Origin of the sequence: Pseudomonas sp. WS 5410, from assembly GCF_012985645.1 — a bacterium.
GTDB lineage: Bacteria > Pseudomonadota > Gammaproteobacteria > Pseudomonadales > Pseudomonadaceae > Aquipseudomonas > Aquipseudomonas shahriarae.
The window spans coordinates 24,226-50,696 of record NZ_JAAQWS010000007.1; the positions used below are offsets into that span (position 1 = coordinate 24,226).

At 59.3% G+C, this 26,471-nt stretch carries 35 protein-coding genes; 26 read left to right on the forward strand and 9 right to left on the reverse strand.

Features of this window, described 5'->3' with window-relative positions; genetic code table 11:
• Window positions 1-71 precede the first annotated feature (71 nt).
• On the forward strand, window positions 72-320 hold the full coding sequence (locus HBO24_RS12150) for a hypothetical protein (protein ID WP_170059788.1): 249 nt from the start codon (window positions 72-74) through the stop codon (window positions 318-320).
• 192 nt (window positions 321-512) lie between these two features.
• Here HBO24_RS12150 and HBO24_RS12155 read toward each other — a convergent pair whose 3' ends face one another.
• A complete protein-coding gene (locus HBO24_RS12155) occupies window positions 513-707 on the reverse strand; it encodes a Cro/CI family transcriptional regulator (RefSeq protein WP_034117916.1) in 195 nt (64 codons plus the stop codon).
• 104 nt (window positions 708-811) lie between these two features.
• Between HBO24_RS12155 and HBO24_RS12160 the strand changes: the two genes are divergently transcribed.
• Entirely contained in the window at window positions 812-1,693 is an 882-nt protein-coding gene (locus tag HBO24_RS12160; protein WP_170059789.1) for an XRE family transcriptional regulator, read from the forward strand.
• Window positions 1,694-1,759: 66 nt separating this feature from the next.
• On the opposite strand, the gene HBO24_RS12165 is transcribed toward HBO24_RS12160, so the two are convergent.
• The gene (locus HBO24_RS12165) at window positions 1,760-2,032 is read right to left on the reverse strand and encodes a DUF1654 domain-containing protein (protein WP_262153071.1); all 273 of its coding nucleotides are present in this window, start codon (window positions 2,030-2,032) and stop codon (window positions 1,760-1,762) included.
• A gap of 379 nt (window positions 2,033-2,411) precedes the next feature.
• Between HBO24_RS12165 and HBO24_RS12170 the strand changes: the two genes are divergently transcribed.
• The 6 genes from HBO24_RS12170 (at window position 2,412) to HBO24_RS29575 (ending at window position 6,098) form a co-directional block, all read left to right on the forward strand.
• Entirely contained in the window at window positions 2,412-2,795 is a 384-nt protein-coding gene (locus HBO24_RS12170) for a LuxR C-terminal-related transcriptional regulator (RefSeq protein WP_170059791.1), read from the forward strand.
• Between the two features lie 470 nt (window positions 2,796-3,265).
• Window positions 3,266-3,538, forward strand: a complete 273-nt coding sequence (locus HBO24_RS12175) for a hypothetical protein (RefSeq protein ID WP_170059792.1) — start codon at window positions 3,266-3,268, stop codon at window positions 3,536-3,538.
• Window positions 3,535-3,849, forward strand: a complete 315-nt coding sequence (locus tag HBO24_RS12180; protein WP_170059793.1) for a hypothetical protein — start codon at window positions 3,535-3,537, stop codon at window positions 3,847-3,849. Before HBO24_RS12175 ends, HBO24_RS12180 begins: the two co-directional genes overlap by 4 nt.
• A gap of 81 nt (window positions 3,850-3,930) precedes the next feature.
• Window positions 3,931-4,347: a hypothetical protein gene (locus HBO24_RS12185; protein ID WP_262153072.1), complete on the forward strand. Its 417-nt coding sequence runs from the start codon at window positions 3,931-3,933 to the stop codon at window positions 4,345-4,347.
• A gap of 85 nt (window positions 4,348-4,432) precedes the next feature.
• Window positions 4,433-4,882 (forward strand): DUF1566 domain-containing protein, encoded by a 450-nt coding sequence (locus HBO24_RS12190; protein WP_170059868.1) that lies wholly within the window; start codon window positions 4,433-4,435, stop codon window positions 4,880-4,882.
• Window positions 4,883-4,961: 79 nt separating this feature from the next.
• Window positions 4,962-6,098 carry a DNA cytosine methyltransferase gene (locus tag HBO24_RS29575; protein WP_170059794.1) on the forward strand — a complete coding sequence of 379 codons (1,137 nt, stop codon included), beginning with the start codon at window positions 4,962-4,964 and terminating at the stop codon, window positions 6,096-6,098.
• Here HBO24_RS29575 and HBO24_RS12200 read toward each other — a convergent pair.
• Complete coding sequence (locus tag HBO24_RS12200; RefSeq protein ID WP_115129370.1) at window positions 6,095-6,325, reverse strand: hypothetical protein; 231 nt, start codon at window positions 6,323-6,325, stop codon at window positions 6,095-6,097. The genes HBO24_RS29575 and HBO24_RS12200 overlap by 4 nt on opposite strands.
• Before the next feature lie 72 nt (window positions 6,326-6,397).
• On the opposite strand from HBO24_RS12200, the gene HBO24_RS12205 reads away from it, so the two are divergent.
• The 3 genes from HBO24_RS12205 (at window position 6,398) to HBO24_RS12215 (ending at window position 8,380) form a co-directional block, all read left to right on the forward strand.
• On the forward strand, window positions 6,398-6,937 hold the full coding sequence (locus tag HBO24_RS12205) for a hypothetical protein (protein ID WP_115127736.1): 540 nt from the start codon (window positions 6,398-6,400) through the stop codon (window positions 6,935-6,937).
• 80 nt (window positions 6,938-7,017) lie between these two features.
• A complete protein-coding gene (locus HBO24_RS12210) occupies window positions 7,018-7,464 on the forward strand; it encodes a hypothetical protein (RefSeq protein ID WP_115127735.1) in 447 nt (148 codons plus the stop codon).
• Between the two features lie 52 nt (window positions 7,465-7,516).
• A complete protein-coding gene (locus HBO24_RS12215) occupies window positions 7,517-8,380 on the forward strand; it encodes a hypothetical protein (protein WP_115129369.1) in 864 nt (287 codons plus the stop codon).
• Between the two features lie 35 nt (window positions 8,381-8,415).
• Here HBO24_RS12215 and HBO24_RS12220 read toward each other — a convergent pair whose 3' ends face one another.
• A complete protein-coding gene (locus HBO24_RS12220) occupies window positions 8,416-8,658 on the reverse strand; it encodes a hypothetical protein (protein ID WP_060772936.1) in 243 nt (80 codons plus the stop codon).
• A gap of 115 nt (window positions 8,659-8,773) precedes the next feature.
• On the opposite strand from HBO24_RS12220, the gene HBO24_RS12225 reads away from it, so the two are divergent.
• The 4 genes from HBO24_RS12225 to HBO24_RS12240 all read left to right on the forward strand — a co-directional run bounded on the left by HBO24_RS12225 (window position 8,774) and on the right by HBO24_RS12240 (window position 11,430).
• Entirely contained in the window at window positions 8,774-8,995 is a 222-nt protein-coding gene (locus tag HBO24_RS12225) for a hypothetical protein (RefSeq protein WP_115127734.1), read from the forward strand.
• Between the two features lie 187 nt (window positions 8,996-9,182).
• Window positions 9,183-10,388 carry a tyrosine-type recombinase/integrase gene (locus tag HBO24_RS12230; RefSeq protein ID WP_115127733.1) on the forward strand — a complete coding sequence of 402 codons (1,206 nt, stop codon included), beginning with the start codon at window positions 9,183-9,185 and terminating at the stop codon, window positions 10,386-10,388.
• Window positions 10,389-10,410: 22 nt separating this feature from the next.
• Entirely contained in the window at window positions 10,411-10,956 is a 546-nt protein-coding gene (gene folE, locus HBO24_RS12235) for a GTP cyclohydrolase I FolE (protein WP_029300367.1), read from the forward strand.
• A gap of 102 nt (window positions 10,957-11,058) precedes the next feature.
• Window positions 11,059-11,430, forward strand: a complete 372-nt coding sequence (locus HBO24_RS12240) for a glutathione S-transferase N-terminal domain-containing protein (RefSeq protein ID WP_057440721.1) — start codon at window positions 11,059-11,061, stop codon at window positions 11,428-11,430.
• A gap of 121 nt (window positions 11,431-11,551) precedes the next feature.
• Here HBO24_RS12240 and HBO24_RS12245 read toward each other — a convergent pair whose 3' ends face one another.
• Both HBO24_RS12245 and HBO24_RS12250 read right to left on the reverse strand, forming a co-directional pair.
• Window positions 11,552-12,154, reverse strand: coding sequence for a glutathione S-transferase family protein (locus HBO24_RS12245; RefSeq protein ID WP_057440718.1), 603 nt, complete (start codon window positions 12,152-12,154; stop codon window positions 11,552-11,554).
• A 10-nt stretch (window positions 12,155-12,164) separates the two neighbouring features.
• Window positions 12,165-13,331 (reverse strand): PLP-dependent aminotransferase family protein, encoded by a 1,167-nt coding sequence (locus HBO24_RS12250; RefSeq protein WP_170059795.1) that lies wholly within the window; start codon window positions 13,329-13,331, stop codon window positions 12,165-12,167.
• Between the two features lie 81 nt (window positions 13,332-13,412).
• On the opposite strand from HBO24_RS12250, the gene HBO24_RS12255 reads away from it, so the two are divergent.
• The 3 genes from HBO24_RS12255 to HBO24_RS12265 all read left to right on the forward strand — a co-directional run bounded on the left by HBO24_RS12255 (window position 13,413) and on the right by HBO24_RS12265 (window position 16,089).
• Window positions 13,413-13,844: a MarR family transcriptional regulator gene (locus tag HBO24_RS12255; protein WP_115127729.1), complete on the forward strand. Its 432-nt coding sequence runs from the start codon at window positions 13,413-13,415 to the stop codon at window positions 13,842-13,844.
• Window positions 13,845-14,067: 223 nt separating this feature from the next.
• The gene (locus HBO24_RS12260; RefSeq protein ID WP_178124557.1) at window positions 14,068-15,399 is read left to right on the forward strand and encodes an NCS2 family permease; all 1,332 of its coding nucleotides are present in this window, start codon (window positions 14,068-14,070) and stop codon (window positions 15,397-15,399) included.
• Window positions 15,400-15,462: 63 nt separating this feature from the next.
• The gene (locus HBO24_RS12265; protein WP_057440711.1) at window positions 15,463-16,089 is read left to right on the forward strand and encodes a LysE family translocator; all 627 of its coding nucleotides are present in this window, start codon (window positions 15,463-15,465) and stop codon (window positions 16,087-16,089) included.
• 155 nt (window positions 16,090-16,244) lie between these two features.
• Here the strand turns inward: HBO24_RS12265 and uraH are convergent, their stop codons facing one another.
• Window positions 16,245-16,598: a hydroxyisourate hydrolase gene (uraH, locus tag HBO24_RS12270; RefSeq protein ID WP_057440709.1), complete on the reverse strand. Its 354-nt coding sequence runs from the start codon at window positions 16,596-16,598 to the stop codon at window positions 16,245-16,247.
• A gap of 418 nt (window positions 16,599-17,016) precedes the next feature.
• On the opposite strand from uraH, the gene puuE reads away from it, so the two are divergent.
• The 8 genes from puuE to HBO24_RS12310 all read left to right on the forward strand — a co-directional run bounded on the left by puuE (window position 17,017) and on the right by HBO24_RS12310 (window position 24,196).
• Window positions 17,017-17,943: an allantoinase PuuE gene (gene puuE, locus HBO24_RS12275; protein WP_057440707.1), complete on the forward strand. Its 927-nt coding sequence runs from the start codon at window positions 17,017-17,019 to the stop codon at window positions 17,941-17,943.
• Window positions 17,940-18,455 carry a 2-oxo-4-hydroxy-4-carboxy-5-ureidoimidazoline decarboxylase gene (gene uraD / locus HBO24_RS12280; protein WP_170059797.1) on the forward strand — a complete coding sequence of 172 codons (516 nt, stop codon included), beginning with the start codon at window positions 17,940-17,942 and terminating at the stop codon, window positions 18,453-18,455. Before puuE ends, uraD begins: the two co-directional genes overlap by 4 nt.
• 41 nt (window positions 18,456-18,496) lie before the next feature.
• Window positions 18,497-19,492, forward strand: a complete 996-nt coding sequence (gene alc / locus HBO24_RS12285; protein ID WP_057440703.1) for an allantoicase — start codon at window positions 18,497-18,499, stop codon at window positions 19,490-19,492.
• Window positions 19,493-19,637: 145 nt separating this feature from the next.
• Window positions 19,638-20,141 carry an ureidoglycolate lyase gene (locus tag HBO24_RS12290; RefSeq protein WP_057440701.1) on the forward strand — a complete coding sequence of 168 codons (504 nt, stop codon included), beginning with the start codon at window positions 19,638-19,640 and terminating at the stop codon, window positions 20,139-20,141.
• A gap of 51 nt (window positions 20,142-20,192) precedes the next feature.
• Window positions 20,193-21,491 (forward strand): urate hydroxylase PuuD, encoded by a 1,299-nt coding sequence (locus HBO24_RS12295; protein ID WP_057959037.1) that lies wholly within the window; start codon window positions 20,193-20,195, stop codon window positions 21,489-21,491.
• Between the two features lie 136 nt (window positions 21,492-21,627).
• On the forward strand, window positions 21,628-22,974 hold the full coding sequence (locus tag HBO24_RS12300; RefSeq protein WP_057440700.1) for a nucleobase:cation symporter-2 family protein: 1,347 nt from the start codon (window positions 21,628-21,630) through the stop codon (window positions 22,972-22,974).
• A 44-nt stretch (window positions 22,975-23,018) separates the two neighbouring features.
• Window positions 23,019-23,414: a hypothetical protein gene (locus HBO24_RS12305; RefSeq protein WP_147283328.1), complete on the forward strand. Its 396-nt coding sequence runs from the start codon at window positions 23,019-23,021 to the stop codon at window positions 23,412-23,414.
• Window positions 23,411-24,196, forward strand: coding sequence for an outer membrane protein OmpK (locus HBO24_RS12310; protein WP_170059798.1), 786 nt, complete (start codon window positions 23,411-23,413; stop codon window positions 24,194-24,196). Before HBO24_RS12305 ends, HBO24_RS12310 begins: the two co-directional genes overlap by 4 nt.
• A 116-nt stretch (window positions 24,197-24,312) precedes the next feature.
• Here the strand turns inward: HBO24_RS12310 and HBO24_RS12315 are convergent, their stop codons facing one another.
• Both HBO24_RS12315 and HBO24_RS12320 read right to left on the reverse strand, forming a co-directional pair.
• Complete coding sequence (locus tag HBO24_RS12315) at window positions 24,313-25,467, reverse strand: patatin-like phospholipase family protein (protein ID WP_170059799.1); 1,155 nt, start codon at window positions 25,465-25,467, stop codon at window positions 24,313-24,315.
• 35 nt (window positions 25,468-25,502) lie between these two features.
• Window positions 25,503-26,435, reverse strand: coding sequence for a lipid A biosynthesis lauroyl acyltransferase (locus HBO24_RS12320; RefSeq protein ID WP_057440694.1), 933 nt, complete (start codon window positions 26,433-26,435; stop codon window positions 25,503-25,505).
• Window positions 26,436-26,471 lie beyond the last annotated feature (36 nt).

Consider the following 26,471-nt stretch of genomic DNA (forward strand, 5'->3'; position numbering starts at 1 on the left):
GGCGTTATGGGTGTCCGGCGCATCTGTGGTAGCTTTTTGATTCCACTCGAAAAGGCCATTGGAGGCCGGACATGGAAAACCTTTCACCGTTTGAGCGAGGGGTGATCACCTCTCTTGTCTCGCTAGTAGCAACTCTGAGATCAACGCCAGGATTCGACGGGGACGCGCTCACCGCTGCCGCCGAATACTTCATTGCTCACCCTGCCCCCGGCTGCGATTCAGAAGCAGCAAAACAAGCCTATGAATGGCCGCTGACAATCTTGAAAAGGGACCTGAGCGAGCTTCAGATGCTTTTGAACCAGGCGAAAACCCGGAATTAATCCGAAAGCTTCCGTCCTTGATCAGCTCCCAATGTGGCAATCCCGCCTCATTGGTAGCTGCGCTTCGAATCACTAATTCAACGCTCTCACCTGCCATCTCTATTCCCTTCCTATGCACTGTATGAATTAACAGCTAACCCAAAATCTCTATCCGGCCTTCCCGCCATGGCGGAAAATGGCGCCATCGAACGATCAAACTACTGATCGTTGAGATGGAAACGGACGCTGCTCTTTCGCTTGAAAACTTCCATCAGGAAGCTCAAGAACGCGGATGTCCCGTTTAGCGGTAAGTGCCTTATGGATTGCTGGGGCCGTGACGCGAAGAAGCCGCGCTGCCTCGGATTGCCCTTTTTCAGCAACAAAGTCGTCGAGGGGGGTTTCGTTCATGATTTGGCCTCGGTTGTAGATGAGGCCGATATTAACCATCTGTTAATTTTTAATCAATACCGATGGTTTCTTCTATTATTTAACCATTGGTATACATTCGCGAGATGACCAAGAAACGAATCCTTCCCCCAGAGCTGCTCGCAGAGTGCTCGGCCGCGCACGACCTATTCCTCTCAAAAAAGAACGAGTTGAAGCTCAGCCAGAAAAAAATCGCAGATGAAGCGGGAATGACGCCTGCAGCAGTGAACCTTTACTTCAAGGGTATTAATCCCCTGAACTCCAAGTTCGCCGCAGTCCTCGCGCGTATGCTTGATGAGCCGGTTTCGGCGTTCAGTCCTCGCCTTGCTAATGAGATAGCGGCCCTGACCAGCATGCCGACCAAAGATGTTGCTGTTCCGGGGTCAAGCGCTGCAGAGAAAGTGATGGCGATGATCCGCAAGCACGCAGGCAGAAACCTTGATGCCGACGCGCAGGAGAAAATTGCTGCAGCGGCGCTGGCTGCGGCCGGAGAAGCTCAAGGAAAGGTGATTCATGCTGACTTTTCGGGGCTGAAGGCGAGACCCGAGGAAATAGTCATTCGGCAATACGACGTTCGCGCAGCAATGGGCCACGGCCAAGTTCCTGCTGATTACAACGAAGTCATCAGAAACCTGATCATCCGCGAGGATGTGCTTCGCGAGAAAGGCGTCTCCTACACTTCTCCCAACTCCCTGGCGATGATCACAGGCTGGGGTCAAAGTATGGAAGGGACGATTAATGACAAAGACCCGCTTATCGTCGATAAGGGAGTCAATGAGTTCGCCGGCGATGGCATCTATGTTCTGACGTGGCATGAGCACCTGTACATCAAGCGCGTTCAGGTCATGGATGCGGAGCGATTCTGGTTGATCTCAGACAATGCCAAACATAAGGACCAGGAAGCTAGGATTGAGGATGTAACAATCCACGCAAAGGTTCTGATGATCTGGAATGCGCGCAAGGCCTGAGGTTTATCCGGTGCAGGCACGCGATCTAAAAAGCCAGGCTAAGCCGGGCTTTTTTGTATAAATGAATCAGGCAAAAACTTCGTCTTCAACTGGCGCAACCTCACCTACATCCAGCACCAGGTCATCATCACTCGGTGCGTCCCACTCTATCAAAACCCCTCCATCATCCTGAAAGATCATTGCTACACCGTCCGTTTCAGCGATCTGACTCATGACCTCATCCCACTCCGCGTCCTGATCAGAGTCAAGTCGATGAATTAGCGCCGAACACCGCTCCTGAGCGCGCGGTGAGTTGATCATCGAGGCCACGCGCAGCGCTAGGCGTTCGACAGCCGGCATTGCTTGCCGCTCCTTTACTTCAGACGTCTTCCGCTTCGCCATTCTCGCCCCCAAAAACTGTATATCCATCCAGTAATGCGGGAATGATATACCACACCCACGGAAAATAAATTAACCATCGGTATTGACGTATAATTATACCGATGGTTAACTTATCTCAACGCAGCGACACACGTCTTATGCGAACCGCTCTTTAACAACCTGTAGACGCACCCCGACGCCAGATGGCGTTTGAGTTCGGGGAACATTACGCAACACAGCCTGCTTCCGTGCACGGTAATTCGGCACGCAAGGTTTGCTGGAAATACGGAAATTTTCACTGATGCACCCAGCTGCAGTTCGGTCGGGTGCAGCGGGAAAACAACCGGGAGTCACAACGATGGAAGCAACAATCGTTAACGGCGCATGGAAGGGTCATCTCGGCCGTGGTCTTGCGCCGCGAGAACTTCAGTACTTGCTGTCCGCTGCCCAGGGCAAGACGGCAAAGGAAATTGCCAGGCAGTACGACGTGGCGGCCTGCACCGTGGCCAAGCGCCTTTCCTGCGCCATGTTCAAGCTTGGCGTGACTCGTCAGACCGCGATGGTGGCCGAGGCCATGCGCCGGCAGATCATCTCGCCGATGTGCTTTGTCCTGGCCAGCCTGATCGCCATGCACGCAATGATCGGTGACGACGCAATGCGCCGTGATCGCCGAACACCGGAGCGCCGTACCGCCCAGGTGCGGATGGTGCGCCGGGCCGAGCAGCCAGTGCTGCTGGCATAACCCCTTTCTTCAATCGGTCGAATCCAGGGGATGCCCACGGTACGGGCAACCAAGCCAGATACATGCCGGGCGGTGCCGGCCGACCGAACAACTCAGCACGGAGGGTTTGCACCAATGCAGCATTAACGGCTTCACCCTGGTAGCGCAGAAAGCCTGAAGGCTGCGCCACACCACCTGACAGGCAGCGGGCATCTGGGCCGTCGGTGTCACCGCGCACTGGCCGAACAATCGGTAGGCCACCCCAAGCTCAAAAACACCGTTGATGATTCAAACCCAGGCCGTCGCCAGTAGCGGGCCTGGGAGGCTGTCACGTAGGGAGGTCTTCGTGATGCCAACCAAAAAAGCCCGGGGAATCCTCGGGCTTTTTCACATCTCGCGTTTACCCGTCAGCACCCTCCCCTGGGCCCACCGGCACCCGCCAGGCGGTCAGGGTGCTGACGAATACACGCAACCCACACCGAGGATCAGACATGCATCCATCATTTCAAGACCGCATCGATGAGCTCGGTGCACTGCTTCGCAAAACCTACGCCGCACGCGCTGACTTCTTCGACCGCCTGGAGCGAGTCATGCCTACCAAGAAGGTTCGCTTCCAGGTGTCGAGCAAAAGCGGTGGCATGTACCGCGTTGTCGAGCTGAGCAGCGGTAAGACTCGCGCCTTCCGTGAGACGTTTAAAGAGGCCTACGACATCGCCATGCAGTTTGAAGAAAAGGCGAATCGCCTTGCTGGTGGTGCGCAATGATCGGCGTCCCAATGGCCAACCCGAAAGACGCAGTGATCGCCGATCTGCATCGCCAGATGGACGCATTCTTCGGCCCCGGCAACAAGGCGGAGCAGATTGCCAGCGGCGTCAGCGGTGAGGTCGGCGGCCCAATCAAAAGCACCCGCAGCATCAAGCTGAAGGCTGCCCGCGACAAGGATGCGCCCAGGCTGAAGGAACTGGCTGAGGCAGGCCTGACTGCTATCGAGGCCGCCAAAGAGTTCGGCACCGACAGCAAGCGGGCCAGGCTGATCGCTCAGGAAAACGGCTTCAAGTTCGCCGGCAGCCTGTGAAGCGGATCAACAACCAGGTGCGACAGCGCCGGCGGCAGGCATGGCTTGATTTGCCAGCACATGAAATCGAAGAGGTAGGCCATGGCCAAGGAACAGCAAGAGCCGACGGCGGAAGCCCTGAAGCAGCGCCGCAAGCGCGAGAAGGCAGCAGCGAAGGATGCTGCATTGGGTGTCGAGAAATTTACGATTGAGGTAGCCGGCATCTTCAAGGCCGACCTCAAGCGCCTGATGAGGCAGCACGGCTTCAACAACCAGCAGGAGGTTCACCAGACCCTGCTGCGCAACGTGATCGCCGCCGACTTCGAAACGGCGGCGCAGATGCTTAAGTGTGTCACGACACCTTTTGTTGTTACTGAAAAGGTGTCACGCCTCATCCGGGAGGCAGGATTGAGGTCGCTCGCCGACGATCCGCCAGAGCCGGACGACGAAATCGAAAGCCACGCCCAACCCCCCATCTCAGATACAGAGGTTTCAAATGAAAAACCTACCAGCGTTTGAAGCGAAGAACGTAAACATCACCTACAACTTTTTCGCGGCGGAAGCGGCGGCCGGGCAGATCCACATTCTGCAGCCAGGTGGTGATATGCCAGCCATCGGCGAGTACTGGCCCGGCCAAGGCGGCATCAACGCCGGCTACGTCGCTGCCCGTGGCGATGTTCCTGCCCACTACCTGATCTTCGGCGACAAAGACCTGGGCGAATTCAAGTGGGGTCGCTATCAAGAAGAGTCGGCAGCCACCAGCAAGTGGGACGGCAAGGCCAACACTGACGCACTGATCGCTGCAGGTAGTCACCCAGCAGCCGAAGCGGCGCGGGCGCACACCGCTGACGGTCATTCTGACTTCGACCTGCCAGCGGCCACCCAGCTGCATCAGGCTTGGGCTCACGACTTGATCGCCAAGGGTGCCTACTGGTCGAGTTCGCAGCGCTCAGCCAACCACGCATTCTTCATGCACTTCGGTGATGGCTATCAGGGCCTCATCGGCAAGAGCCACGAGCTCCGTGTCCGCCCCGTCCGCAGATTCTTTATTTAATCCTTCATCCATTCGTTCTTGATCCGGCACACCAGGGCGCACAGCGCCTTTTTTGTTGCCTTCGAAAAGAGGAAGCATCATGTCCGCAGTTGAGAAAGCAGCACCAGCAGTAACCACCCCCGCAATCGGTCAGGCCTACGGCGGCGGCTTCGTCACCGGCATTACCCGCGACCCGGCCACCGGCAAGCGCTCTCTTCACATCACCGCCGGCGCCGAACATGAACTGGTCGGCAAGTGGGGCGAGTACGGCGTCAAGATCGAAGGTGCCGACAGCTTCACCGATAGCCTGGCCAACACCCAGGCAATGGCGGCGGCGGGCAGCGAGCTTGCAGCGAAGATGCAGGCCCTGAGCATTGGCGGTTACAGCGACTGGGCGATCCCGGCGCGCGATGTGCAGGAGCTGCAGTACCGCCACTTCAAGCCGACCACCGAAGAGAACTGGGCGAATTCGCGCAATGGCGACAACCCAAACAGCGAGCCTGTAGGCCTGCTGTACAGTGAAGAAGAACCGGTGCAGACCATCCACACCGCGTTCCAGGAAGGCCTCACCGACCCTCGCGGCGCCCTCACCATCAAATACGTGGAGCTTGCAGATGCAGTTGACTATGTTCGAGCAGGCCAGCGAAAGCCCGCCAGCGTTATCGTCTGGGAGAACGTCCCCGGCGTCCTCAGCGACAAAGGGAACGCCTTCGGATGCTTTCTTGGCGCGCTTGCTGGGGAAGACTGCGAGCTGCAGCCTCCAGGGAAAAAATGGAAGGACGCTGGTTGTGTGTATGGACCCAAAAGAACAATCGCGTGGCGGGTCCTGGACGCCCAATATTTCGGCCTGGCCCAACGACGCCGTCGTGTGTTCGTTGTCGCAAGTGCTAGAGACGAGTTCGATCCCACCGAGGTACTTTTTGAGCGCGAAGGCGCTCGCCGGGATAGCCCGCCGAGATGGCCGGCGAAGCTTGCACTTCACCCTACTCTCACGGCACAAGGGGGAGGCTCTCTCGATGATAGAGAGGCATATGTGCTGGAGCCCGGAGGCGTCCGCCGAACCAGTGTGATCGAGTGGGAGCGTTGCCAAGGCTTTCCCGACAACTACACTCAGACCCCTTGGCGCGGCAAGCCTGCCAGTGAATGCCCGGACGGGCCCCGCTACAAGGCGATCGGCAACAGCAAGGCCGTCACCGTGGTCCGCTGGATCGGCCAGCGCCTACTGCTGCAGCTTTAAGCTCGCTCAGCGATCATTCTGGCCCCAACTTCACGCCCAGCTACCTGCGCCAGGCCACGGTCAACATAGGTTCGGTCACCAGCAACAACCGGCACCACCACTTCACTATCGCGCTTCACCTCGACGTTGATTCGCCAGGTCTCCCGGCCTTCCTCGTCCTTGTCGCACTCCATGTAGTTCCAAACCTGAAAGCCTTCGATCTCATCGTAAATATCGTGCTTGGTCATGGTCCTGCCCATTTGTAGGAAGGGGCCATCGTAGCACCACACCGCCCGGGAATGGCCCGGCAAGGACTCCCCATGCCTACAGAAAACAAAACCACGCCCTTCGAACGGGAAGAGCGATACGTCGTGATCAAGTTGAGCAAGCTACAAACTTTTCATCGCGGTCTACTCATCGACACGACGCGCACGGTTTTTCAAGAATGCCTTGTCGACGCCCTAGTTATCGAAAGCGATTGGCCCGAATACGAGCCTGGCTGGCAGATGATCGAGCGCCGCATGACCGGACAACCACCGGTAACCGCCGAAGAACTCGATGCAGTGTTGCACTGGCGCGCCAAGCATGCTCAGGCAATCCGCGAGCGTGACGCTCTGCAGGTTCGACTGAACGCAGCGCCGGCGATGCATCCATTTGCAGAAAAGGTGGTTCGTAAGCTGGAACGCTTTCAGGAGTGTGCGGACGACGGCCAGGGCGCGGATATTGGTCGACACTGGTTTGATCTGCTGACCCAACTCGGCCTGTTGAATCGGGTACAGCGCAGCCCTGCACTTTGGGAAATGACCCAGCAAGGCGAAGACGCGCTTGAGTTATCACGGCAGAACGCCAAATCCAGATAGGAGTACATCCGTACTCCACCCGCAAAACCTGTAACTCCTCCCCCTTCAAAGTCAGCCGCTATAGCGGCAAGGACGAAGTCATGCCTGAAGAAACTCAAAAAGCCTGGCCGGATCACTTCCGCTACATCGACACCATCGGCCCGGATGGTCTTGAGGTCCACTGCATCACTTATCAGGTGATTGGCGAAACCGAGCAGTGCTACTACATCGGCGACACCCACACCTGCAACCTGGTCAAAGGCCCGCAATACAGCTGGACTGCTGATGCAGTCAAGAAACGTCGTAAGCGCGTGCTGAAAGAGGGTGCCGAGGGGGGCCGGCGCTTCGCCTACACCGACAAGGCGCTGGCGTTGCGCTCCTACAAGGCTCGCAAGTCCTGGCAGATGAAGCATGCCCAGTTGTCCCTGGAGCGCGCCAAGACGGCTATCGGGTATTTCGGCAACGCTCAAGTCGAAAGCGCGATACCAGATGCGGCCGTCACCATCCCGAACGAATACATCCAAGGCTTGAACTGGGAGGACTATTGATGATCGCCCCCCTATGGTTCGCCTACGTCTTCATCTACAAGGGGCCGAGGCCATGAACCCCTACCTGATAACGGGGCCGGCCCAGATCGGCATCAGCGGCGGCCGAACTAGCGGACATATGGTCAGCAAGATCCTTGAGGCCCACGGCGGTGTGCTTCCGCCGGACGTGCATCTGTGCTTCCAGAACACCGGCAAGGAGCGCGAGGAAACATTGTTGTTCATCGACCAGATGGCCAAGCGCTGGGGCGTGCACGTTACCTGGATGGAGTGGTGCCGTGTATACGGGCAGCCGGATGACGCCCCCTGGTTCAAGCTGGTGGACTTCGAAACCGCAAGCCGCAGCGGTGAGCCATTCACCATGATGCTCGACTACTTTGCCGCGTACCGAGCGCAGGAAAAAGGCCTCCCGATGTGGCTCCCGAACTTCTCTAACAACGCGTGCACTGCCTATTTGAAGATCAAAGTAGGCGAAAAGCACATGCGATCTCTGGGGTACGACCAGTGGGATTGCGTAATTGGCATTAGAAAGGATGAGCCCGGCCGTTACCACAGAATGATGGCAGCCAATGCCAGGGGCGGCGCCCGCTGGGAAAGCGTTTGCCCCTCCTACACCGCTGGCATCACCAAAGAGGATGTGGCTGATTTCTGGCTAGCCCAAGACTTCGACCTGGGAATGGACTCCGATCTGGGCAACTGTGATCTCTGCTGGAAGAAGGGGGAGGACAAGCTATTTAAGGCCATCCAGGCCGAGCCAGAACGCGTAATTTTCTGGTCCGGCTTGGAAGAGAAATTCAACCAGGTGTTCCGCATGGACCGGCCGAAGTACTCCCACTTGGCGTGGTACGCCGAAAACTACAAAGGCCAAATGGATGCGTTTGGCTACTCCGAAGACATCGACTGCTTCTGCGGCGACTAACCCCAAGCCCCCTACATGCCTGCCGGTGAGCGAACTCACGGTAACTGGCTGTCGATCCATCGCTCCGCAGCTGCCATCGCGTCACCCAGTGCCGCCGGATAGTCAGGCCATGGACCCGTCAGCTCGGCGGCGACTTCGCCCAACCCAGCAACGGCGGCCGGCTCGATGATTCTCGCAAATGCGGGTACGTCATCGTTTGGTCGCCTCCATTCGAACTTGAGAAACAACGTATGCCCCCGATAGGCGTGAACGACTGGAACATCGAGATTGTGTGACACGCGCCCTCCCTGACACATGAGCAAGTTGAACAGTATTTGTAGCTCTTTTTCGCACCCTTCGCCATCGAGGCACTTCGCTATCAACTTCTGCTGCCCAGAGCGGCAAGGACACCCCATGTACGCAACGAAACTCACCCTGCTCCTGACGGCCATCGTGCTGTACGTGGCGGGGTCCACCTTCTGGTTTTTCTGGCAGGTGCCGGAGCTGCTCTCCACCGGTACCGACCAACACCTGATCACAGCATTCGCCGGCACCGTCGCCTGGATGCTGCTCACCTTCGGTTTCATCATCCACATCATCAAGACAGCGCGGCCTACAGCGGGCGGCGGGAGGTAGACATGGCAGCAGCCGAACAGCTGGACGAACCGCTCAGGTCGGACAAGATCCCGGAAAAGGAATTCGCCTTACTCGTCGGCACCACGAAGCGCGCCCTGGAAGGGAAGCGTCAGCGGGGAGTTATCCCCAGGGGCGTTTGGAATGAGTATGACGGGAAGATTTACTATAGCTTTTGGAGATATGAGAAATGGCTAGAAAGCCAATGGGAATGCCCGCCGGCGTTGAGCTTGCCGGACAGTCCGTCCGGATTCGCTTCACCTGGAAGTTTCGTCGCTGCGAAACCCTCCCCTATCCCCAAACGCCAAAGGGCATTAAAGCGGCCGCAGATCTTCGCGCTACAGTAACCAGCCTGATTAAGCACGGCGTGATGGACGAGCAGCGTTACGCCGAGCTGTTCCCAAACTCGACATACTCCACTTATTCAGCCACTCCACTGTTCGGGGAGTATGCCCAGGCGTGGCTAAATGGACGGGAAGTGGTAACCGGAACCCGGAAAAACTACCGAATTTCGCTGAACCTCTACTGGATGCCCCACCTGGCGCTGATCCCTATGGATCAAATCACGTCGCCGATGCTCAGAAAGATCGTAAGCGAAACAGAATGGAAGTCGCCAACCGTCAAGCGATCGGCAATTCAGCGGCTTACCACGCTGCTTGAGACGGCCGTGAAGGATGAGCTACTCACGCGCAACCCTGCAAACTCAATTGAACTGCCGACAAAGGCAAAAAAGGCTGTGGATCCGTTTACGGTCGAGGAAGCAGATCGGGTTATTGGGCACCTGTATCAGGTGCTGACCGGTTCAATGCGGGTGTACGCAGCCTACTTTGAGTTTGCGTTTTACACCGGCATGCGGCCTGGTGAGATAGCGGCGTTGCGCTGGGGTGAGGTAGATAGAGAGGCCAGAGTGGCCAATATCTGCAGAATTGTTGCTGACTACAAGATCGAAGAGCGGACCAAGACCCGGGAGTCCCGCCGGGTGATGCTCAACAGCCGAGCCCTGAATGCTATAGAAGAAGCGGAGAAAGTCGCCGCGCTGCGAGCCAAACAGAGCCGCCGGCAGCACAAGAAATCGCCGTATGTGTTCCCGCCGACCAGGAACTTTGAGTACATCCAGCAGGCCAGCGTGACCGACAAACACTTCCAGGCGGCTCTGGTAGAATTGAAGATCCGAAGCCGTCGGCAATACAACTGTCGGCACACGTACGCTACTATGTGCCTAATGGCAGGCATGAACCTCGGGTTCATAGCAAATCAGCTTGGTCACAGCGTGCAAATGCTGCTGTCCACTTACGCCCGATGGATAAACTCCAGCGAAGATTGGAGCGAGCTCGGGAAGCTTGAACAAAGCCTGAATGGTACAAAATTGGTACAGGCAGAAACCGTACCGCTCTGAAACCCATACGGAATACCGCCCTGTGACTTTGGAACAGAATTACACAGCGATCCTCGGCCAAATCGGCGAGGACGTTTCCCGCGAGGGCCTGCTCGACACGCCAAAACGTGCCGCCAAGGCCATGCAGTACCTTTGCCGCGGCTACGAGCAAACCCTGGAAGAGGTCACCAACGGTGCCCTGTTCAGCTCCGATAACAGCGAAATGGTGCTGGTCAAGGACATCGAGTTGTACTCGCTGTGCGAACACCACCTGCTGCCGTTCATCGGCAAGGCCCATGTCGCCTATATCCCTAGCGGCAAGGTCCTGGGCCTGTCGAAGGTCGCGCGGATTGTCGATATGTATGCCCGTCGCCTGCAGATCCAGGAAAACCTCAGCCGCCAGATCGCCGAAGCGGTCCAGCAGGTGACCGGTGCCCTGGGCGTTGCCGTGGTGATCGAGGCCAAGCACATGTGCATGATGATGCGCGGTGTGGAGAAACAGAATTCGTCGATGATCACCTCGGTGATGCTGGGTGAGTTCCGCGAAAACGCGGCGACCCGCAGCGAGTTCCTCAGCCTGATCAAGTAACAGGCTGCGTCAGAAAAAACCGGCATTCATCGCCGGTTTTTTTTCGCCTGTAAAAATCAGGTAAGCTGCGGCCCCTTCTGTCCTGGGCAAGAGGTTTCAGCCATGTTCGTCAAAGCACTTCGAGTGGGCCTCGGCCACGTCATCATCGCGGGCGACTTACTTACCCGCCCGCGTAAAAAGCAGCGCCCCGCCGAGCAACAGGCACAGGTCAATGAAGCGGCCAAGGGCCTGACCCTGTACCAATTCCACGCCTGCCCGTTCTGCGTGAAAACCCGCCGCACCCTGCACCGCCTGAATGTGCCGGTGGCGCTCAAGGACGCGAAGAACAACGAGCAAGACCGCCAGGCTTTGCTTACCCAAGGCGGCAAGATCAAGGTGCCATGCCTGCGCATCGAAGAAAATGGCCAGACCACCTGGATGTATGACTCCAAGGTGATCATCGACTACCTGGACAAGCGCTTCGCCGCGATCTGACAGAAAACGCAGTGCAAATGTGGGAACGGGCTTGCTCGCGATGGCGGTGTGTCAGTCAATATTCGACAACTGACCCTCCGCCATCGCGAGCAAGCCCGCTCCCACATTTAGGTCACGCCTATCAGTCGAGCATCGGCACATGCCGGGGATGGCTGGCCACGCGCGCAAGCCAGGCTTGTACGGCCGGATAAGGGCTCAGGTCAAAACCACCCTCATGGGCCACATGGGTGTAGGCATACAGCGCAATGTCAGCGATCGAGTACTGGTCGCCCACCAGGTATGGCGTGGCTTGCAGCTGTTTTTCCATGACCCTCAGCGCCTTGTAGCCGCCTTTATGGGTGGTCTTGTACTCCTCCAGCCGATCCTCCGGCAGCCCCAGGTAAAGCTGGATAAACCGCGCCACGGCAATGTACGGTTCATGGCTGTACTGCTCGAAAAACTGCCACTGCAACACCTGGGTGCGCAGGCGCGGTTCGCTGGGCAGGAACTCGCTGCCGTCGGCGAGGAAGTTGAGGATGGCGTTGGATTCCCACAGGCAGGTGCCGTCTTCGAGCTCCAGGACCGGGATCTTGCCGTTGGGGTTCTTCGCCAGGAACTCGGCGGTCTGGGTGTCGCCGTTCAAAATATCGACATTCACCCACTCGTATGCGATGCCGAGCAGGTTGAGCATCAACTTGACCTTGTAGCAGTTGCCCGAGCGGTAATCGCCATAAACCTTGTACATGAAGCTCCCCTTATGCCGCTTGCGCGAGCTGTGCTTGACGGATCACCGCCGCGAGACGCTTGAGACCTTCGTCCAGGCGCGTCGGGTCGATGTGGCTGAAATTGAGCCGCAGGTGCCCGTGGTGCTGGTCCGGCTCGGAAAAGAACGGTTCACCCGGCATGAACGCCACGTCCTGGTCGAGCGCTGGTGCCAATAAAGTGCGGGTATCGAGGGGCTGTTTCAAGGTCAGCCAGAAGAATAATCCACCCTGGGGCACTTGCCAGTCCGCCAGTTCCTCGAAATGTCGCGTCAGTGCCAGCTGGAATCCATCGCGCCGCTCACGGTAGAAACTGCGCAATTGCCCGAGGTGTTGCTGGTAGCGCTCGGTGCCGATCCACTGCATGGCCTGCCACTGGCCGACGCGGTTGGTGTGCAGGTCCGCCGACTGCTTGAGCTTGAGCAGGTGGGGAAACAGGTCGGGGCTGGCGATCAGGTAGCCGACCCGTAAACCGGGGAGCAAGGTCTTGGATACGGTGCTAGTGTAGATCCAACTGGCCTTGCGTAACCGGCTGACAATCGGCCGCGCACTGCCGCCGTCGAAGGTCAGCTCGCGGTAGGGCTCGTCTTCGATCAGGGTCACGCCGAACTCATCCAGCAGCGCCGCTACCGCATCGCGCTTGGCTTCGCTGTAGCGCACCGCCGAGGGGTTCTGGAAGGTCGGGATCAGGTAGATGAACGCCGGGCGATGGCGTTCCAGGCGGCTGCGCAGTGCCGTCAGGTCCGGGCCATCGGCTTCCAGTTCCACGGTCAGGCAATCGGCGCCGAACAGTTGGAAGATCTGCAGGGCCGCCAGGTAGGTCGGGCCCTCCAGCAGGATCTGCGTGCCTTGGTCGATATACAGCTTGGCCGCCAGGTCCAGGGTTTGCTGCGAGCCGCTGACCACCAGGACCTGGCTGGCATCGCAGGCCACCCCCAGCGCCCGCGCTTCGGCCGCCAGCAACTCGCGCAATTGCGGCTCGCCTTCACTCATGCCGTACTGGCCCATGGCCGGTGGCATAGCTTGCCAATCCAGCGCCGGCAGCATGGCTTCGGCTGGCAGGCCACCGGCAAATGACATGACCTGCGGGCGCTGGGCCGCCGCGAGGATTTCACGGATCAAGGAGCTTTTAAGGCGCGAAACACGTTCTGAGAAAGCCATGGGGTCACCGGTAGCAAAGCCTGGGGAAAATACGTCAAACTGGTTGACCAAAATTACGACGACCCAGGTAGATACGTCAATATGCTTGACCTTAAAAACCAGACCTCGCAGCAAGCCGCCATGGAAGCGTTCTTCTTCGGCTACCAGGCCTTTACCGCCAAGGCCGATGAAATGCTGGAGCGCCGAGGCTTGAGCCGGGTGCATCAGCGCATTGTGTTTTTTATCGCCCGCTACCCGGCCTTGAGCGTCAAACAACTGCTGGAACTGCTGGGGGTGAGCAAGCAGGCGCTGAATATGCCGTTGCGCCAATTGCAGGAAATGCACCTGGTCGACAGCGTGGCCTCGGACACCGACAAACGTAAGCGCCTGCTGCACTTGACCGAGGAAGGCCAGCGCTTCGAACACGCCCTGCGCCGCGAGCAAGTCAAGTTGCTGCAGCGCGCCTTTGCCGAAGCCGGCGAGGACGCGGTGAATGGTTGGCTGGCGGTGAACAAGGCGCTGACCCTGCCTTGAAATTGGCCTTTCATCTTTTTTGCACACATAATCGCAAACATTATTTGCTTTATTTGTATACAAAAGCATAATTCGCTTCGTGCGAGTTCCTGACCTACTGGTCAACAAAGCCCGCTGGTACCTCAAAGCGCCGCTGCCCCACTCATGTGTCCGGCGCTGGAAATAACAATAAAACTCTTGAGGAGTACTTGCTGTGGAAAGCCATAAATCCGACGCCCCGACCCTGGACCTCAGTCCGCCGCATCTTGCGACCACAAAGCAGGGTTGGCTGGAACGCCTGTTCAAACTCAGCCTGCATGGCACCACAGTGAAGACCGAACTGATCGCCGGCCTCACCACGTTTATCACCATGGCCTACATCATTTTCGTCAACCCCAACATCATGGCCGACGCCGGCATCGACCACGGCGCCGCCTTTGTCGCGACCTGTATCGCCGCCGCGCTCGGTTGCCTGTTGATGGGCCTGTACGCCAACTGGCCGGTCGGCCTGGCGCCGGGCATGGGCTTGAATGCGTTTTTTACCTACACCGTGGTCGGCACCATGGGCTACACCTGGGAGACCGCGCTGGGTGCGGTGTTTATCTCCGGCGTGCTGTTCATGATCCTGACGCTGTCGCGCATCCGCGAATGGCTGCTCAACAGCATCCCGGTGAGCCTGCGCCACGCCATGGGCGCCGGGGTGGGTCTGTTCCTGGGGGTGACCGGCCTGAAAACCGCCGGCATCATCGTGGCCAGCCCCGCCACCCTGATCAAGCTCGGTTCCCTGCATGAGCCGGCGCCGCTGCTGGCGGCCGTGTGCTTCCTGCTGATCGCGATCCTCAGCTATCACCGGGTGTTCGGCGCGATCCTGATCAGCATCATCGCCGTCACCCTCGCCGGCTGGGGCCTGGGCCTGGTGCAGTACCAGGGTATCGTTGCCGCACCGCCGAGCCTGGCGCCCACCTGGATGGCGATGGACGTGATGGGCGTGTTCAACGTGAGCATGATCAGCGTGGTATTCGCCTTCCTGTTTGTACACATGTTCGACACCGCTGGCACCTTGATGGGCGTCGCCCAGCGTGCAGGCCTGGTGAAGGCCGATGGCAAGATCGAAAACCTCTCGCGGGCCTTGAAAGCCGACAGTGCCTCCAGCGTGTTTGGCGCGGTGGTCGGTGTGCCGCCGGTCACCAGTTACGTGGAAAGCGCTGCGGGTGTGGCGGCCGGTGGGCGCACCGGGCTGACGGCCGTGACCGTGGGTGTGCTGTTTGTGGCGGCGATGTTTTTCGCCCCGCTGGCAGGCATGATTCCTGCGTATGCCACGGCCGGTGCGCTGATTTATGTAGCGATGCTGATGATGAGCGGCATGGCCCATATCGAATGGGACGACGCCACCGACAGCATTCCGGCGATTGTCACGGCAATCATGATGCCCCTGACCTTCTCGGTTGCCGACGGCATCGCTCTGGGCTTTATCACCTACGTGGCGCTCAAGGCCGGCACGGGCAAGTACAAACAGATTTCCATCAGCCTGTGGGTGCTGTGCGCGATTTTCATCGCCAAGTTTGTGTTCCTGTAACGCGAAAGCTGGCGAAAACCGCCTCACCTCCGGGTGGGGCTTTTGCATGTATGGAGGAATGTAATGAGCGTGGAAACCTGGCTGCTGTTCAGCGGCGCTGCTTTGATCGTGATCCTGATTCCGGGGCCGCTGTCGCTGCTGATGATCAGCAACAGCCTGAACTACGGCCTGCGCCGTTCGTATCCGGCGTTTCTGGGCGGGGTGTTCGCCTCGATCTGCCTGTTGAGCGCCTCGGCCCTGGGCCTGGGCGCGCTGTTGCTGGCGTCGGAGCAGTTGTTCAGCGCCCTGAAGATCGTCGGTGCGCTGTACTTGTTCTACCTCGCCTGGCAGAGCTGGCAGCAATCGCGCCTGCCGTCCAAGGGCGCCGTGGTACCGGACGCAGCGCCTGTGCCGCGTTTTCGTGCACTGTTTGGCCGGGCGTTTGTGCTGGGCGCCAGCAACCCCAAGGACATTCTGTTTTTCGCCGCCTTCCTGCCGCAGTTTCTCAGCAGCCAGCAACCGTTCCTGCCACAACTGCTGATCATGATCGCCACCTGGACCGTGCTGGACCTGCTGTGCAAACTGGCCTATGGCCTGGGTGCCCACGGCGCCGCGCGCTACCTGCGCACCGGCAAGGGCCAGAGCTGGTTCAATCGCTTCAGTGCCGGGCTGTTTGGCAGCGCTGGGGCGGCGTCGCTGCTCAGGGGCTAACACACAACCCTGTGGGGCTCGACAGCTCCCACAAGGGTCCCTCTGGTTCGCTGGCATTGGCTCATGACCCGCCTTTTTGCGGGCAAAAAAAAGCCCGCAGTGTGCGCGGGCGAAACCAACGAAGAGCATTTGGGGGTGTGAAGCCAGGTGACGACTCAGCTACCGCGATAGGTGGAGTAGCTGTAGGGCGAAATCAGCAGGGGCACATGGTAGTGATCCTGTTCGGCGCTGATGCCAAAGCGCAGCACCACCACATCGAGAAACGCCGGCTGGGGTAATTGCACACCACGGGCGCGGTAGTAATCCCCGGCACTGAACTGCAACTGGTAGACACCACTGCGGTAGTCATCACCTTGCAGCAGCGGGGCGTCGCAACGGCCATCGCTGTTGGTCAGGGTGCTGGCGACCAGTTCCAGCTGGGCGCCTTCGACGCGATACAGTTCAACCTTGATGGCGCTGCCTGGGCAGCCGTGCGCGGCGTCCAGTACGTGTGTGGTCAGTCGTCCCATGGATCGGAGCTCCCAAGTCATCAGTTAATAAGCGGCCGCACCTTTGCGGGGCACTGAAAAGCCGGCGATGGCTGATTAAGACACTTTTCAAAAAAATTGTACACAATAAATTCAACAAACCCCCTTCCCCCCTGCAGCAGCAGGCTTGTCGACCGTGCCGGTGTATCCCTCAGCAATGCCGTCACTCGACGTTGGCCATCGTCGGCAAGCCAGGGCCTACAGTAAAGCTGCGTCGTAGGTTTGCATATTTTAGTTGACCAGTCGGGCAAGTTTCTTGCAAGGATAGGTCGAGGCGACCGCCTGGAAAAAATGCAAAAATACAGGCTTACAAAGTGAGCATTAAGTTGTATACAATCAGTCCATCGCTGTGACGCAACAGCCGCCACACCCTTGATCACGAACAAGAAGGAAGACTGCAGTGAGCGCTGACTACCCACGCGACCTGATCGGTTACGGCAGTAACCCTGCGCACCCACACTGGCCTGGCAAGGCGCGTATCGCCCTGTCGTTCGTACTCAATTACGAAGAAGGCGGTGAGCGCAATATCCTGCATGGCGACAAAGAGTCCGAAGCCTTCCTCTCGGAAATGGTCTCGGCCCAACCGCTGCAAGGCGCGCGCAACATGAGCATGGAGTCGCTGTACGAATACGGCAGCCGTGCCGGCGTGTGGCGCATCCTCAAGCTGTTCAAGGAATTCGACATTCCGCTGACCATCTTCGCCGTGGCCATGGCCGCCCAGCGCCACCCCGAGGTGATCCGCGCGATGGTCGCCGCCGGCCACGAGATCTGCAGCCACGGCTACCGCTGGATCGACTACCAGTACATGGACGAGGCCCAGGAGCGTGAGCACATGCTCGAGGCCATCCGCATCCTCACCGAGCTGACCGGCGAGCGCCCGCTGGGCTGGTACACCGGGCGCACTGGCCCCAATACGCGGCGGCTGGTGATGGAGGAAGGTGGCTTTCTGTATGACTGCGACACCTATGACGACGACCTGCCCTACTGGGAACCCAACAACCCCACCGGCAAGCCGCACCTGGTGATCCCCTACACCCTGGACACCAACGACATGCGCTTTACCCAGGTCCAGGGGTTCAACAAGGGCGATGACTTTTTCGAGTACCTCAAAGACGCGTTCGACGTGCTGTATGCCGAAGGGGCAGAGGCGCCGAAGATGCTGTCCATCGGCCTGCATTGCCGCCTGATCGGCCGCCCGGCGCGCCTGGCTGCACTCAAGCGCTTTATCGAATACGCCAAGGGCCATGACCAGGTGTGGTTCGCCCGCCGCGTCGATATTGCCCGCCACTGGCATGACGTCCACCCTTTCCAGGGAGCCGCCAAATGACTGCTTTCCAGACCTTGAAACCATCGACCCTCGGCCGCGACGCATTCGTCGCAGCCTTTGCCGATATCTACGAACACTCGCCATGGGTGGCCGAAAAGGCCTTCGACCTGGGCCAGGACGCCTCGATCGACGAGATCGAAACCCTGCACCAGCGCATGAGCGATATCCTATTGAGCGCCGATCACACCAGGCAACTGGCCCTGATCAACGCTCACCCGGACCTGGCGGGCAAAGCTGCCGTCCAGGGCCAACTGACCGAAGCCAGCACGAATGAACAAGCTGGCGCCGGTATCCACCAATGCACGGCCGAAGAGTTTTCTCGCTTCACCGAGCTGAACGACGCCTACAAGGCCAAGTTCAAGTTTCCCTTCATCATGGCGGTAAAAGGCAGCAACCGGCATCAGATCCTCGCCGCGTTTGAAACGCGCATCCACAACCCGGTCGACACCGAGTTCAAGTGCGCGCTGGCAGAGATCAACAAGATCGCGTTGTTCCGTTTATTGACCCTCTAAACGACCATCCCCAGCCACTCTATCTAAGGCAGACAAGAAGAATGAAAGCTTACGCCGTACCTTTCGAAAAGTTCGTCAACCTGGCCGACGCCCGCCTGGGCACCAAGATCATCTCGGTGACCGATGACTGGTTCGCCGACGCCAACCGACTGTTCCAGCCGACCCCGGCCGTATGGAAGGAGGGCGTTTTCGATGATAACGGCAAGTGGATGGACGGCTGGGAGTCACGCCGCAAGCGCTTCGAAGGCTTCGACAGCGCAGTGATCCGCCTGGGCGTACCGGGTTCGATCAAGGGCGTGGACATCGACACTTCATTCTTCACCGGCAACTTCCCGCCATCGGCGTCCCTGGAAGGCTGCTTCCTGGCTACCGGCGAGCCCGATGACAACACCCAGTGGGTCGAAGTGCTGTCTGCCGTGGAGTTGCAGGGCAACAGCCATCACTTCCACGAGATCAACAACGACCAGGCGTTCAGCCACCTGCGCTTCAACATCTACCCGGATGGTGGCGTGGCCCGTCTGCGCGTGTACGGCATTCCGTTCCGCGACTGGTCGGCCGTGGGCGACAACGAACAAGTGGACCTGGCCTCCTCCCTCAATGGCGGGCGTGCCCTGGCGTGTTCCGACGAGCACTTCGGGCGCATGGGCAACATCCTCAACCCGGGCCGTGGCATCAACATGGGCGATGGCTGGGAAACCGCGCGCCGTCGCACGCCAGGCAATGACTGGGTAATCGTCGCGCTGGGGCATGCCGGCGAGATCGACAAAGTAGTGGTCGACACCCTGCACTTCAAGGGCAACTACCCGGACACGTGCTCGATCCAGGGCGCGTTCGTCAAGGGCGGTACCGACAGCCAGATCGAAACCCAATCGCTGTTCTGGCGTGAACTGCTGCCAGCACAGAAGCTGGAAATGCACGCCGAACACACCTTCGCCGAGCAGATCAAGGCACTGGGCCCGATCACCCACATCCGCCTCAACGTGTTCCCGGACGGTGGTGTAAGCCGCCTGCGGGTGTTCGGCAAGGTCGCTAAGTAACACCCGATGATCGTTCCCACGCTCCGCGTGGGAATGCATCCCGTGACGCTACGCGTCACAAACAACGGACGCAGAGCGTCCATGGCAGCGTTCCCACGCAGAGCGTGGGAACGATCCAACACAGCATTCGGATAAGAAGACAGCCATGCGCACACTGATGATCGAACCCTTGACCAAAGAAGCCTTCGCCCCTTTCGGAGACGTTATCGAAACCGATGGCAGCGATCACTTCATGATCAACAACGGCTCGACCATGCGCTTTCATAAACTGGCGACGGTTGAAACCGCCACGCCAGAAGATCACGCCATCATCAGCATCTTCCGCGCCGACGCGCAGGACATGCCGCTGACCGTGTGCATGCTGGAAAGACACCCGCTGGGCAGCCAGGCCTTTATTCCGCTGCTCGGCAACCCCTTTCTGATCGTGGTCGCGCCCATTGGCGATGCACCTGTATCAGGCTTGGTCCGCGCCTTCGTCACCAACGGCAGGCAGGGCATTAATTACCATCGCGGCGTCTGGCACCACCCGGTGCTGACGATCGAAAAGCGGGATGACTTCCTGGTGGTTGATCGCAGTGGCACAGGCAATAACTGCGATGAGCATTTTTTCAAAGAGGATGAGCGGTTGATCCTTGCCCCCCACCAATAAGAGAAGGTCCGATCACCCGACAACAAGGGTGACGGGCGAGAGGTAAAGACTGTGGAAGCACATCTGTTGGAATGGTTGAACCTGAGCGTGCGCTGGGTTCATATGATCACTGGCGTGGCCTGGATCGGTGCGTCTTTCTATTTTGTATGGCTGGAAAACAACCTTAACCGCGTCAACCCAAAAAGCGGCCTGGCTGGCGATTTATGGGCGATCCACGGTGGCGGTATCTACCACCTGGAAAAATACAAACTGGCCCCACCGACCATGCCGGACAACCTGCACTGGTTTAAATGGGAAGCCTATTTCACCTGGATGTCGGGCGTCGCGCTGCTGTGCGTGGTGTTCTACCTCAACCCGACGCTGTACCTGCTCGCCCCCGGCAGCAGCCTCAGTGGTACCGAAGGCGTGTTGCTGGGCATTGGCTCACTGTTCGCTGGCTGGTTCATATACTCCTTTCTTTGCGACTCGGCCCTGGGCAAACGCCCTGCCCTGCTCGGTTTTATCCTGTTCGTCCTGTTGATCGGCGCGGCCTACGGCTTCAGCAAGGTGTTCAGCGGTCGCGGTGCATACCTGCATGTGGGTGCGATCATCGGCACCATCATGGTCGGCAACGTGTTCCGCATCATCATGCCGGCCCAGCGTGCGCTGGTGGCAGCGATTGCAGAAAACCGCACGCCAGACCCGGCACTGCCGGCCAAGGGCCTGCTGCGTTCGCGACACAACAACTACTTCACCCTGCCCGTGCTGTTCATCATGATCAGCAACCACTTCCCGAGCACCTACGGCAGCCAGTACAACTGGTTGATCCTGGCCGGGATCGCGGTGGCGGCGGTGTTGGTGCGCCACTACTTCAACACCCGTCATGACAGCCAGAAATACGCATGGACCCTGCCGGTCGGCGCCCTGGCGATGATCTGCCTAGCCTATGTCACCGGGCCAAAACCTGTGGCGACTGCACCGGATGTGGCCAAGGCGCCAGCGGCCATCGAGTATCAGCCGTTGCCGGAAACCGCAGTGGGCGGTGGTCTCAAGCCAGCCGCCCCTGCCGCTCCAGCCCCGGCCGCCGAACCGGCTCCGGCGCAGGCTTCGACGGACTTTGGCAAGGTCCACAGCGTGATTGAACAACGCTGCACCGTGTGCCATTCGGCCAAGCCCACCAGCCCGCTGTTCAGTGCCGCGCCGGCCGGGGTGATGTTCGATACCCCGGCGCAGATCCAGCAGCAGGCGGCGCGCATCCAGGCGCAGGCGGTTGCCAGCCAGATCATGCCACTGGGCAACATCACCCAGATGACCCAGCAGGAGCGGGAGTTGATTGGTAGTTGGATCAATCAAGGAGCGCGCACCAATTAACTGATTAGCGCAGATCACACTGTAGGAGCTGGCAAGCCCGCTCCTACAGTTGAGAGGTGCTGTGTTTTGAAGATTGGGTTTCACCTGGCAATTGACTGCCAAACAACACAAAAATAAAAAAGATCCGAGGTGTTGCATGTCCGAGTTAGCCGAGCCGCAGATTCCTGCCGCACCCGCCATGGTGCGGCTGCCCCTTTTGCAACTGATCCTGGTAGGCCTGCAACATGTACTGCTGATGTACGGCGGCGCAGTGGCCGTGCCGCTGATCATCGGACAAGCCGCGGGCTTGAGTCGTGAAGAAATCGCCTTTTTGATCAACGCCGACCTGCTGGTGGCGGGGATCGCGACCATGGTCCAATCCTTCGGGATCGGCCCGCTGGGCATCCGTATGCCGGTGATGATGGGCGCCAGTTTCGCCGCTGTCGGCAGCATGGTCGCCATGGCGGGCATGCCGGGCATCGGCCTGCAAGGGATCTTCGGCGCAACCATCGCCGCCGGGTTCTTTGGCATGCTCATCGCGCCATTCATGTCCAAGGTGGTGCGCTTCTTCCCACCGCTGGTGACCGGCACGGTGATCACGGCCATCGGTCTTTCGTTGTTTCCAGTGGCGGTGAACTGGGCTGGCGGTGGTGCTACCGCCGTGCAGTTCGGCTCGCCGATCTACCTGGCCATCGCAGGCCTGGTGCTGGCCACCATTCTGTTGATCAACCGTTTCATGCGTGGCTTCTGGGTCAATATCTCGGTACTGATCGGCATGGCCCTGGGCTACGCCTTGTGCGGACTGCTCGGCATGGTCGACCTCGGCGGCCTGGAGCAGGCGCCGTGGGTGCAAGTGGTCACGCCCTTGCACTTCGGCATGCCCACATTCGAATTGGCACCGATCCTGTCGATGTGCCTGGTGGTGGTGATTATCTTCGTCGAATCCACCGGCATGTTCCTCGCGCTGGGCAAGATCACCGGCCAGGAAGTCACCCCGAAAATGCTGCGACGCGGCCTGCTGTGCGATGCCGGCGCATCGTTCTTTGCCGGGTTCTTCAATACCTTCACCCATTCTTCTTTCGCCCAGAACATCGGCCTGGTGCAGATGACCGGGGTGCGTTGCCGCTCGGTGACGATCATGGCCGGGGCCTTTTTGATTGTCCTCAGCCTGCTGCCCAAGGCGGCGTTTTTGGTGGCTTCGATTCCTCCTGCGGTGCTGGGCGGCGCGGCCATCGCGATGTTCGGCATGGTGGCCGCAACCGGGATCAAGATCCTCCAGGAAGCCGACATTGCCGACCGGCGCAACCAGTTGCTGGTGGCGGTCAGCATCGGCATGGGCCTGATCCCGGTGGTACGCCCGGAGTTCTTTGCCCAGTTACCGTTGTGGATGAGCCCGATTACCCATAGCGGCATTGCCATGGCCACGCTTAGCGCGTTGTCGCTGAACGTGCTGTTCAACATCCTGGGCGGCTCAGAACGCCCCGCAGTTGCCCATACGCATTGATTCCTTCGTTACGACAAAAATAACAACGAACAGGGAACATCCACATGCACACCCTAGACCTGGGGCCGGCCACACGCCGTGCCCCATTCTCGCCCCCCGCGCTCTTTTACAGCGCACTTGAGCACAGGCTCTGGAGCCAGTATTCTCCGCGCCCGCTCGAATCGACTCAAAAAAAAACAGCGAATGTAAAAGCTGACTTAAAGGCCAACTTATCCCGGCCTTATGTTGGCTGCCAAAGTGCGCAAAAGTCCTCTGTATCCGACTGCATCCCATGTAGCCGGCGGGGATTTTTTGGCTTTTCAAACACTTTGGCGCAGCTCTTGCTAAAAGCATTAAAGCTGACCGAACAGACGATTTTTGCAGCGAACCAAAAGGCGCCACACCAGAGCGCCTGCGTAGAAGAAAAACCACAAAACTTTAGCTCGGGAGCAACCGAATGAAACGTACCGTGAACAGCCTGATGTTGGCCGGATCCCTGCTGGCCGGGGGCCAGGCAATGGCGGGTGACTTACTGCAGTGGCAGAACAACAGCCTGACTTACCTGTGGGGCAAGAACTTCAAGGTCAACCCAGAGATCCAGCAAACCGTCACCTTTGAACACGCCGATGCGTGGAAGTACGGCGACAACTTCTTCTTCCTCGACCGTATCTTTTACAACGGCAAGGAAGACGGCAACGTCGGCCCCAATACTTACTACGGCGAGTTCAGCCCACGGCTGTCGTTTGGCAAGATCCTGGATAAGGACTTGTCCTTCGGCCCGATCAAAGATGTATTGCTGGCGTTCACTTACGAGTTCGGCGAAGGCGACAACGAGTCCTACCTGGTAGGCCCGGCATTCGACCTGAACATCCCCGGCTTCGACTACTTCCAGTTGAACTTCTACCAGCGCCAGACCGAAGGCAATCGCCCGGGTGATGGTGTATGGCAGATCACGCCGGTATGGTCTTACACCATTCCCGTGGGCAACTCCGACGTGCTGATCGACGGCTTCATGGACTGGGTGGTGGATAACGACAAGAACGCCCGTGGTACTTACCACGCCAACTTGCACTTCAACCCGCAGGTCAAGTATGACCTGGGCAAAGCCATGAACTGGGGCGCCAAGCAGTTGTATGTCGGTTTTGAATACGACTACTGGAAGAACAAGTACGGGATCCAGGACAGCGGCTCGTTCGAGACCAACCAGGACACGGCCAGCCTGTTGGTCAAGTACCACTTCTAAGGCCTCCCCTGTGGGAGCGGGCTTGCCCGCGATAGCGGAGTGTCAGCCAGCCCAAGTATTGGCTGATTCACCGCCATCGCGGGCAAGCCCGCTCCCACACAAGCCCGCGCCCCGATTCAGTTCGGGGTCAGGCCCAGGAACCGCTGCAACTCCTCGCGCTTGGCCAATGCATCGCGGCGCCCCAACTCGATCAACTCGCTGCAATACCCTGCCTCGAACAACAGATAGCTGAGCACCCCTGCCCCGCTGGTCTTGGTCGCCCCTGGCCCACGCAAGAACAACCGCAATGCCGCCGGCAGTTCCTGGCGATGGCGGGCCGCTATCTCGTCGATCGGCTGGCTGGGCGCAATCACCAACACATCGACCGGTGAAAGCCCCCGCGCGGCGCTGTTGGCCGGTTGCAGATGGCTGAACTGGTTAAGACGCTCCAGCAACTCGATGTCACTCTCAAGGCTGTCAATAAAAGTACTGTTGAGCATATGCCCACCAATCTGCGCCAGGGTGGGCTGCTGGCCGGTGTAGCTGCGCTCCTGCGGCGCCGAAGGTTCAGGGGAACGCGGGTTGCCACTGACCCCCACTACCAGCACCCGGGTGCCCCCCAGGTGCAGCGCAGGACTGATGGGCGCTGATTGCCGGACGGCACCATCGCCAAAATATTCCTGGTCCAGTTTGACCGGCGCAAACAGCAATGGGATCGCCGAACTGGCCAGCAGGTGCTCCACCGTCAACTGCGTGGGCAGGCCGATGCGCCGGTGGCGCAGCCAGGCGTCGATGGTGCCGCCGCCCTGATAGAACGTCACCGCCTGCCCCGACTCATAGCCGAACGCCGTCACCGCTACGGCATGCAGGTGCTTGTGGCGGATCGCCTCATTGATACCTTCAAAATGCAGCTTGTCTTGCAGCAACTCCCGCAACGGCGAGCTGTCGAGCAGCGCCACTGGCACCGGCGAGCCCAGGCCCAGCAGGCTGCGGGAGAGGAAACGGCTGGCCTGGTGAATCACCCCCGGCCAGTCGCTGCGCAGCACCAGATGGCTGCGAAAGCCCTGCCAGAATGCGGTGAGGCGCGCGATGGCGGCAGTAAAGTCCATGGCGCCACTGGCCAGGCTCACCGCGTTGATCGCCCCGGCCGAGGTGCCGACAATCACCGGGAAGGGATTGGCGGCCCCCGGAGGCAACAACTCGGCAATCGCCGCCAGCACCCCGACCTGATACGCCGCACGCGCCCCGCCGCCGGAAAGAATCAAGCCTGTGACCGGTTCAGTGGGGCGCATTGCATAACTCCATGGGCGAGGGACAATCCGTTTGTTCAGCGGCGCTTTTCGTACAACTTGGGTTCGCCCGGTGGCCGGCTCTTGAAGCGGCGATGGGCCCACAGGTATTGCTCGGGGCACTCGCGCACCGCAGTTTCCACCCATTGGTTGATGCGCAGGCAATCGACTTCGTCGGATTCACCGGGGAAGTCGCGCAACGGCGGATGAATCACCATGCGGTAGCCGCTACCATCGGCCAGGCGCTGCTGGGTAAAGGGCACCACCAACGCCTTGCCCAGGCGCGCAAACTTGCTGGTAGCGGTGACAGTGGCGGCCTGGATGCCGAACAACGGCACGAAAATGCTTTGCTTGGCGCCATAGTCCTGGTCCGGCGCGTACCAGATCGCCCGGCCGGCGCGCAGCAGCTTGAGCATGCCGCGCACGTCTTCACGCTCTACCGCCAGGGAGTCGAGGTTGTGGCGCTCGCGGCCACGGCGCTGGATAAAATCGAACAACGGGTTGCCGTGCTCGCGGTACATGCCGTCGATGGTGTGCTTCTGGCCGAGCAAAGCCGCGCCGATCTCCAGGGTGGTGAAATGCAGGGCCATGAGGATCACGCCCTTGCCTTCCAGTTGTGCCTGCTTGAGGTGCTCCAGCCCTTCAACATGGGCCAGGCGCGCCAGACGCTGTTTGGACCACCACCAGCTCATGGCCATCTCGAAAAAGGCGATGCCGGTGGAGGCAAAGTTTTCCTTGAGCAAATGTTTACGCTCTTGCGCGGACATCTGCGGGAAGCACAGTTCCAGGTTTCGCGCGGCAATGCGCCGACGTTCGCCGGCCACCCGGTACATAAACGCACCCAATACACGACCAATGCCCAGCAGCGCCCGGTATGGCAGTTGGGTAATCAGCCACAACAGGCCGAGCCCCAGCCATAGCAGCCAGAAACGCGGGTGAAAAAATACAGCTCGAAAACGCGGGCGATCCATTACAGATTCCGGTAAAGACAGGGCCGCGCATTCTAC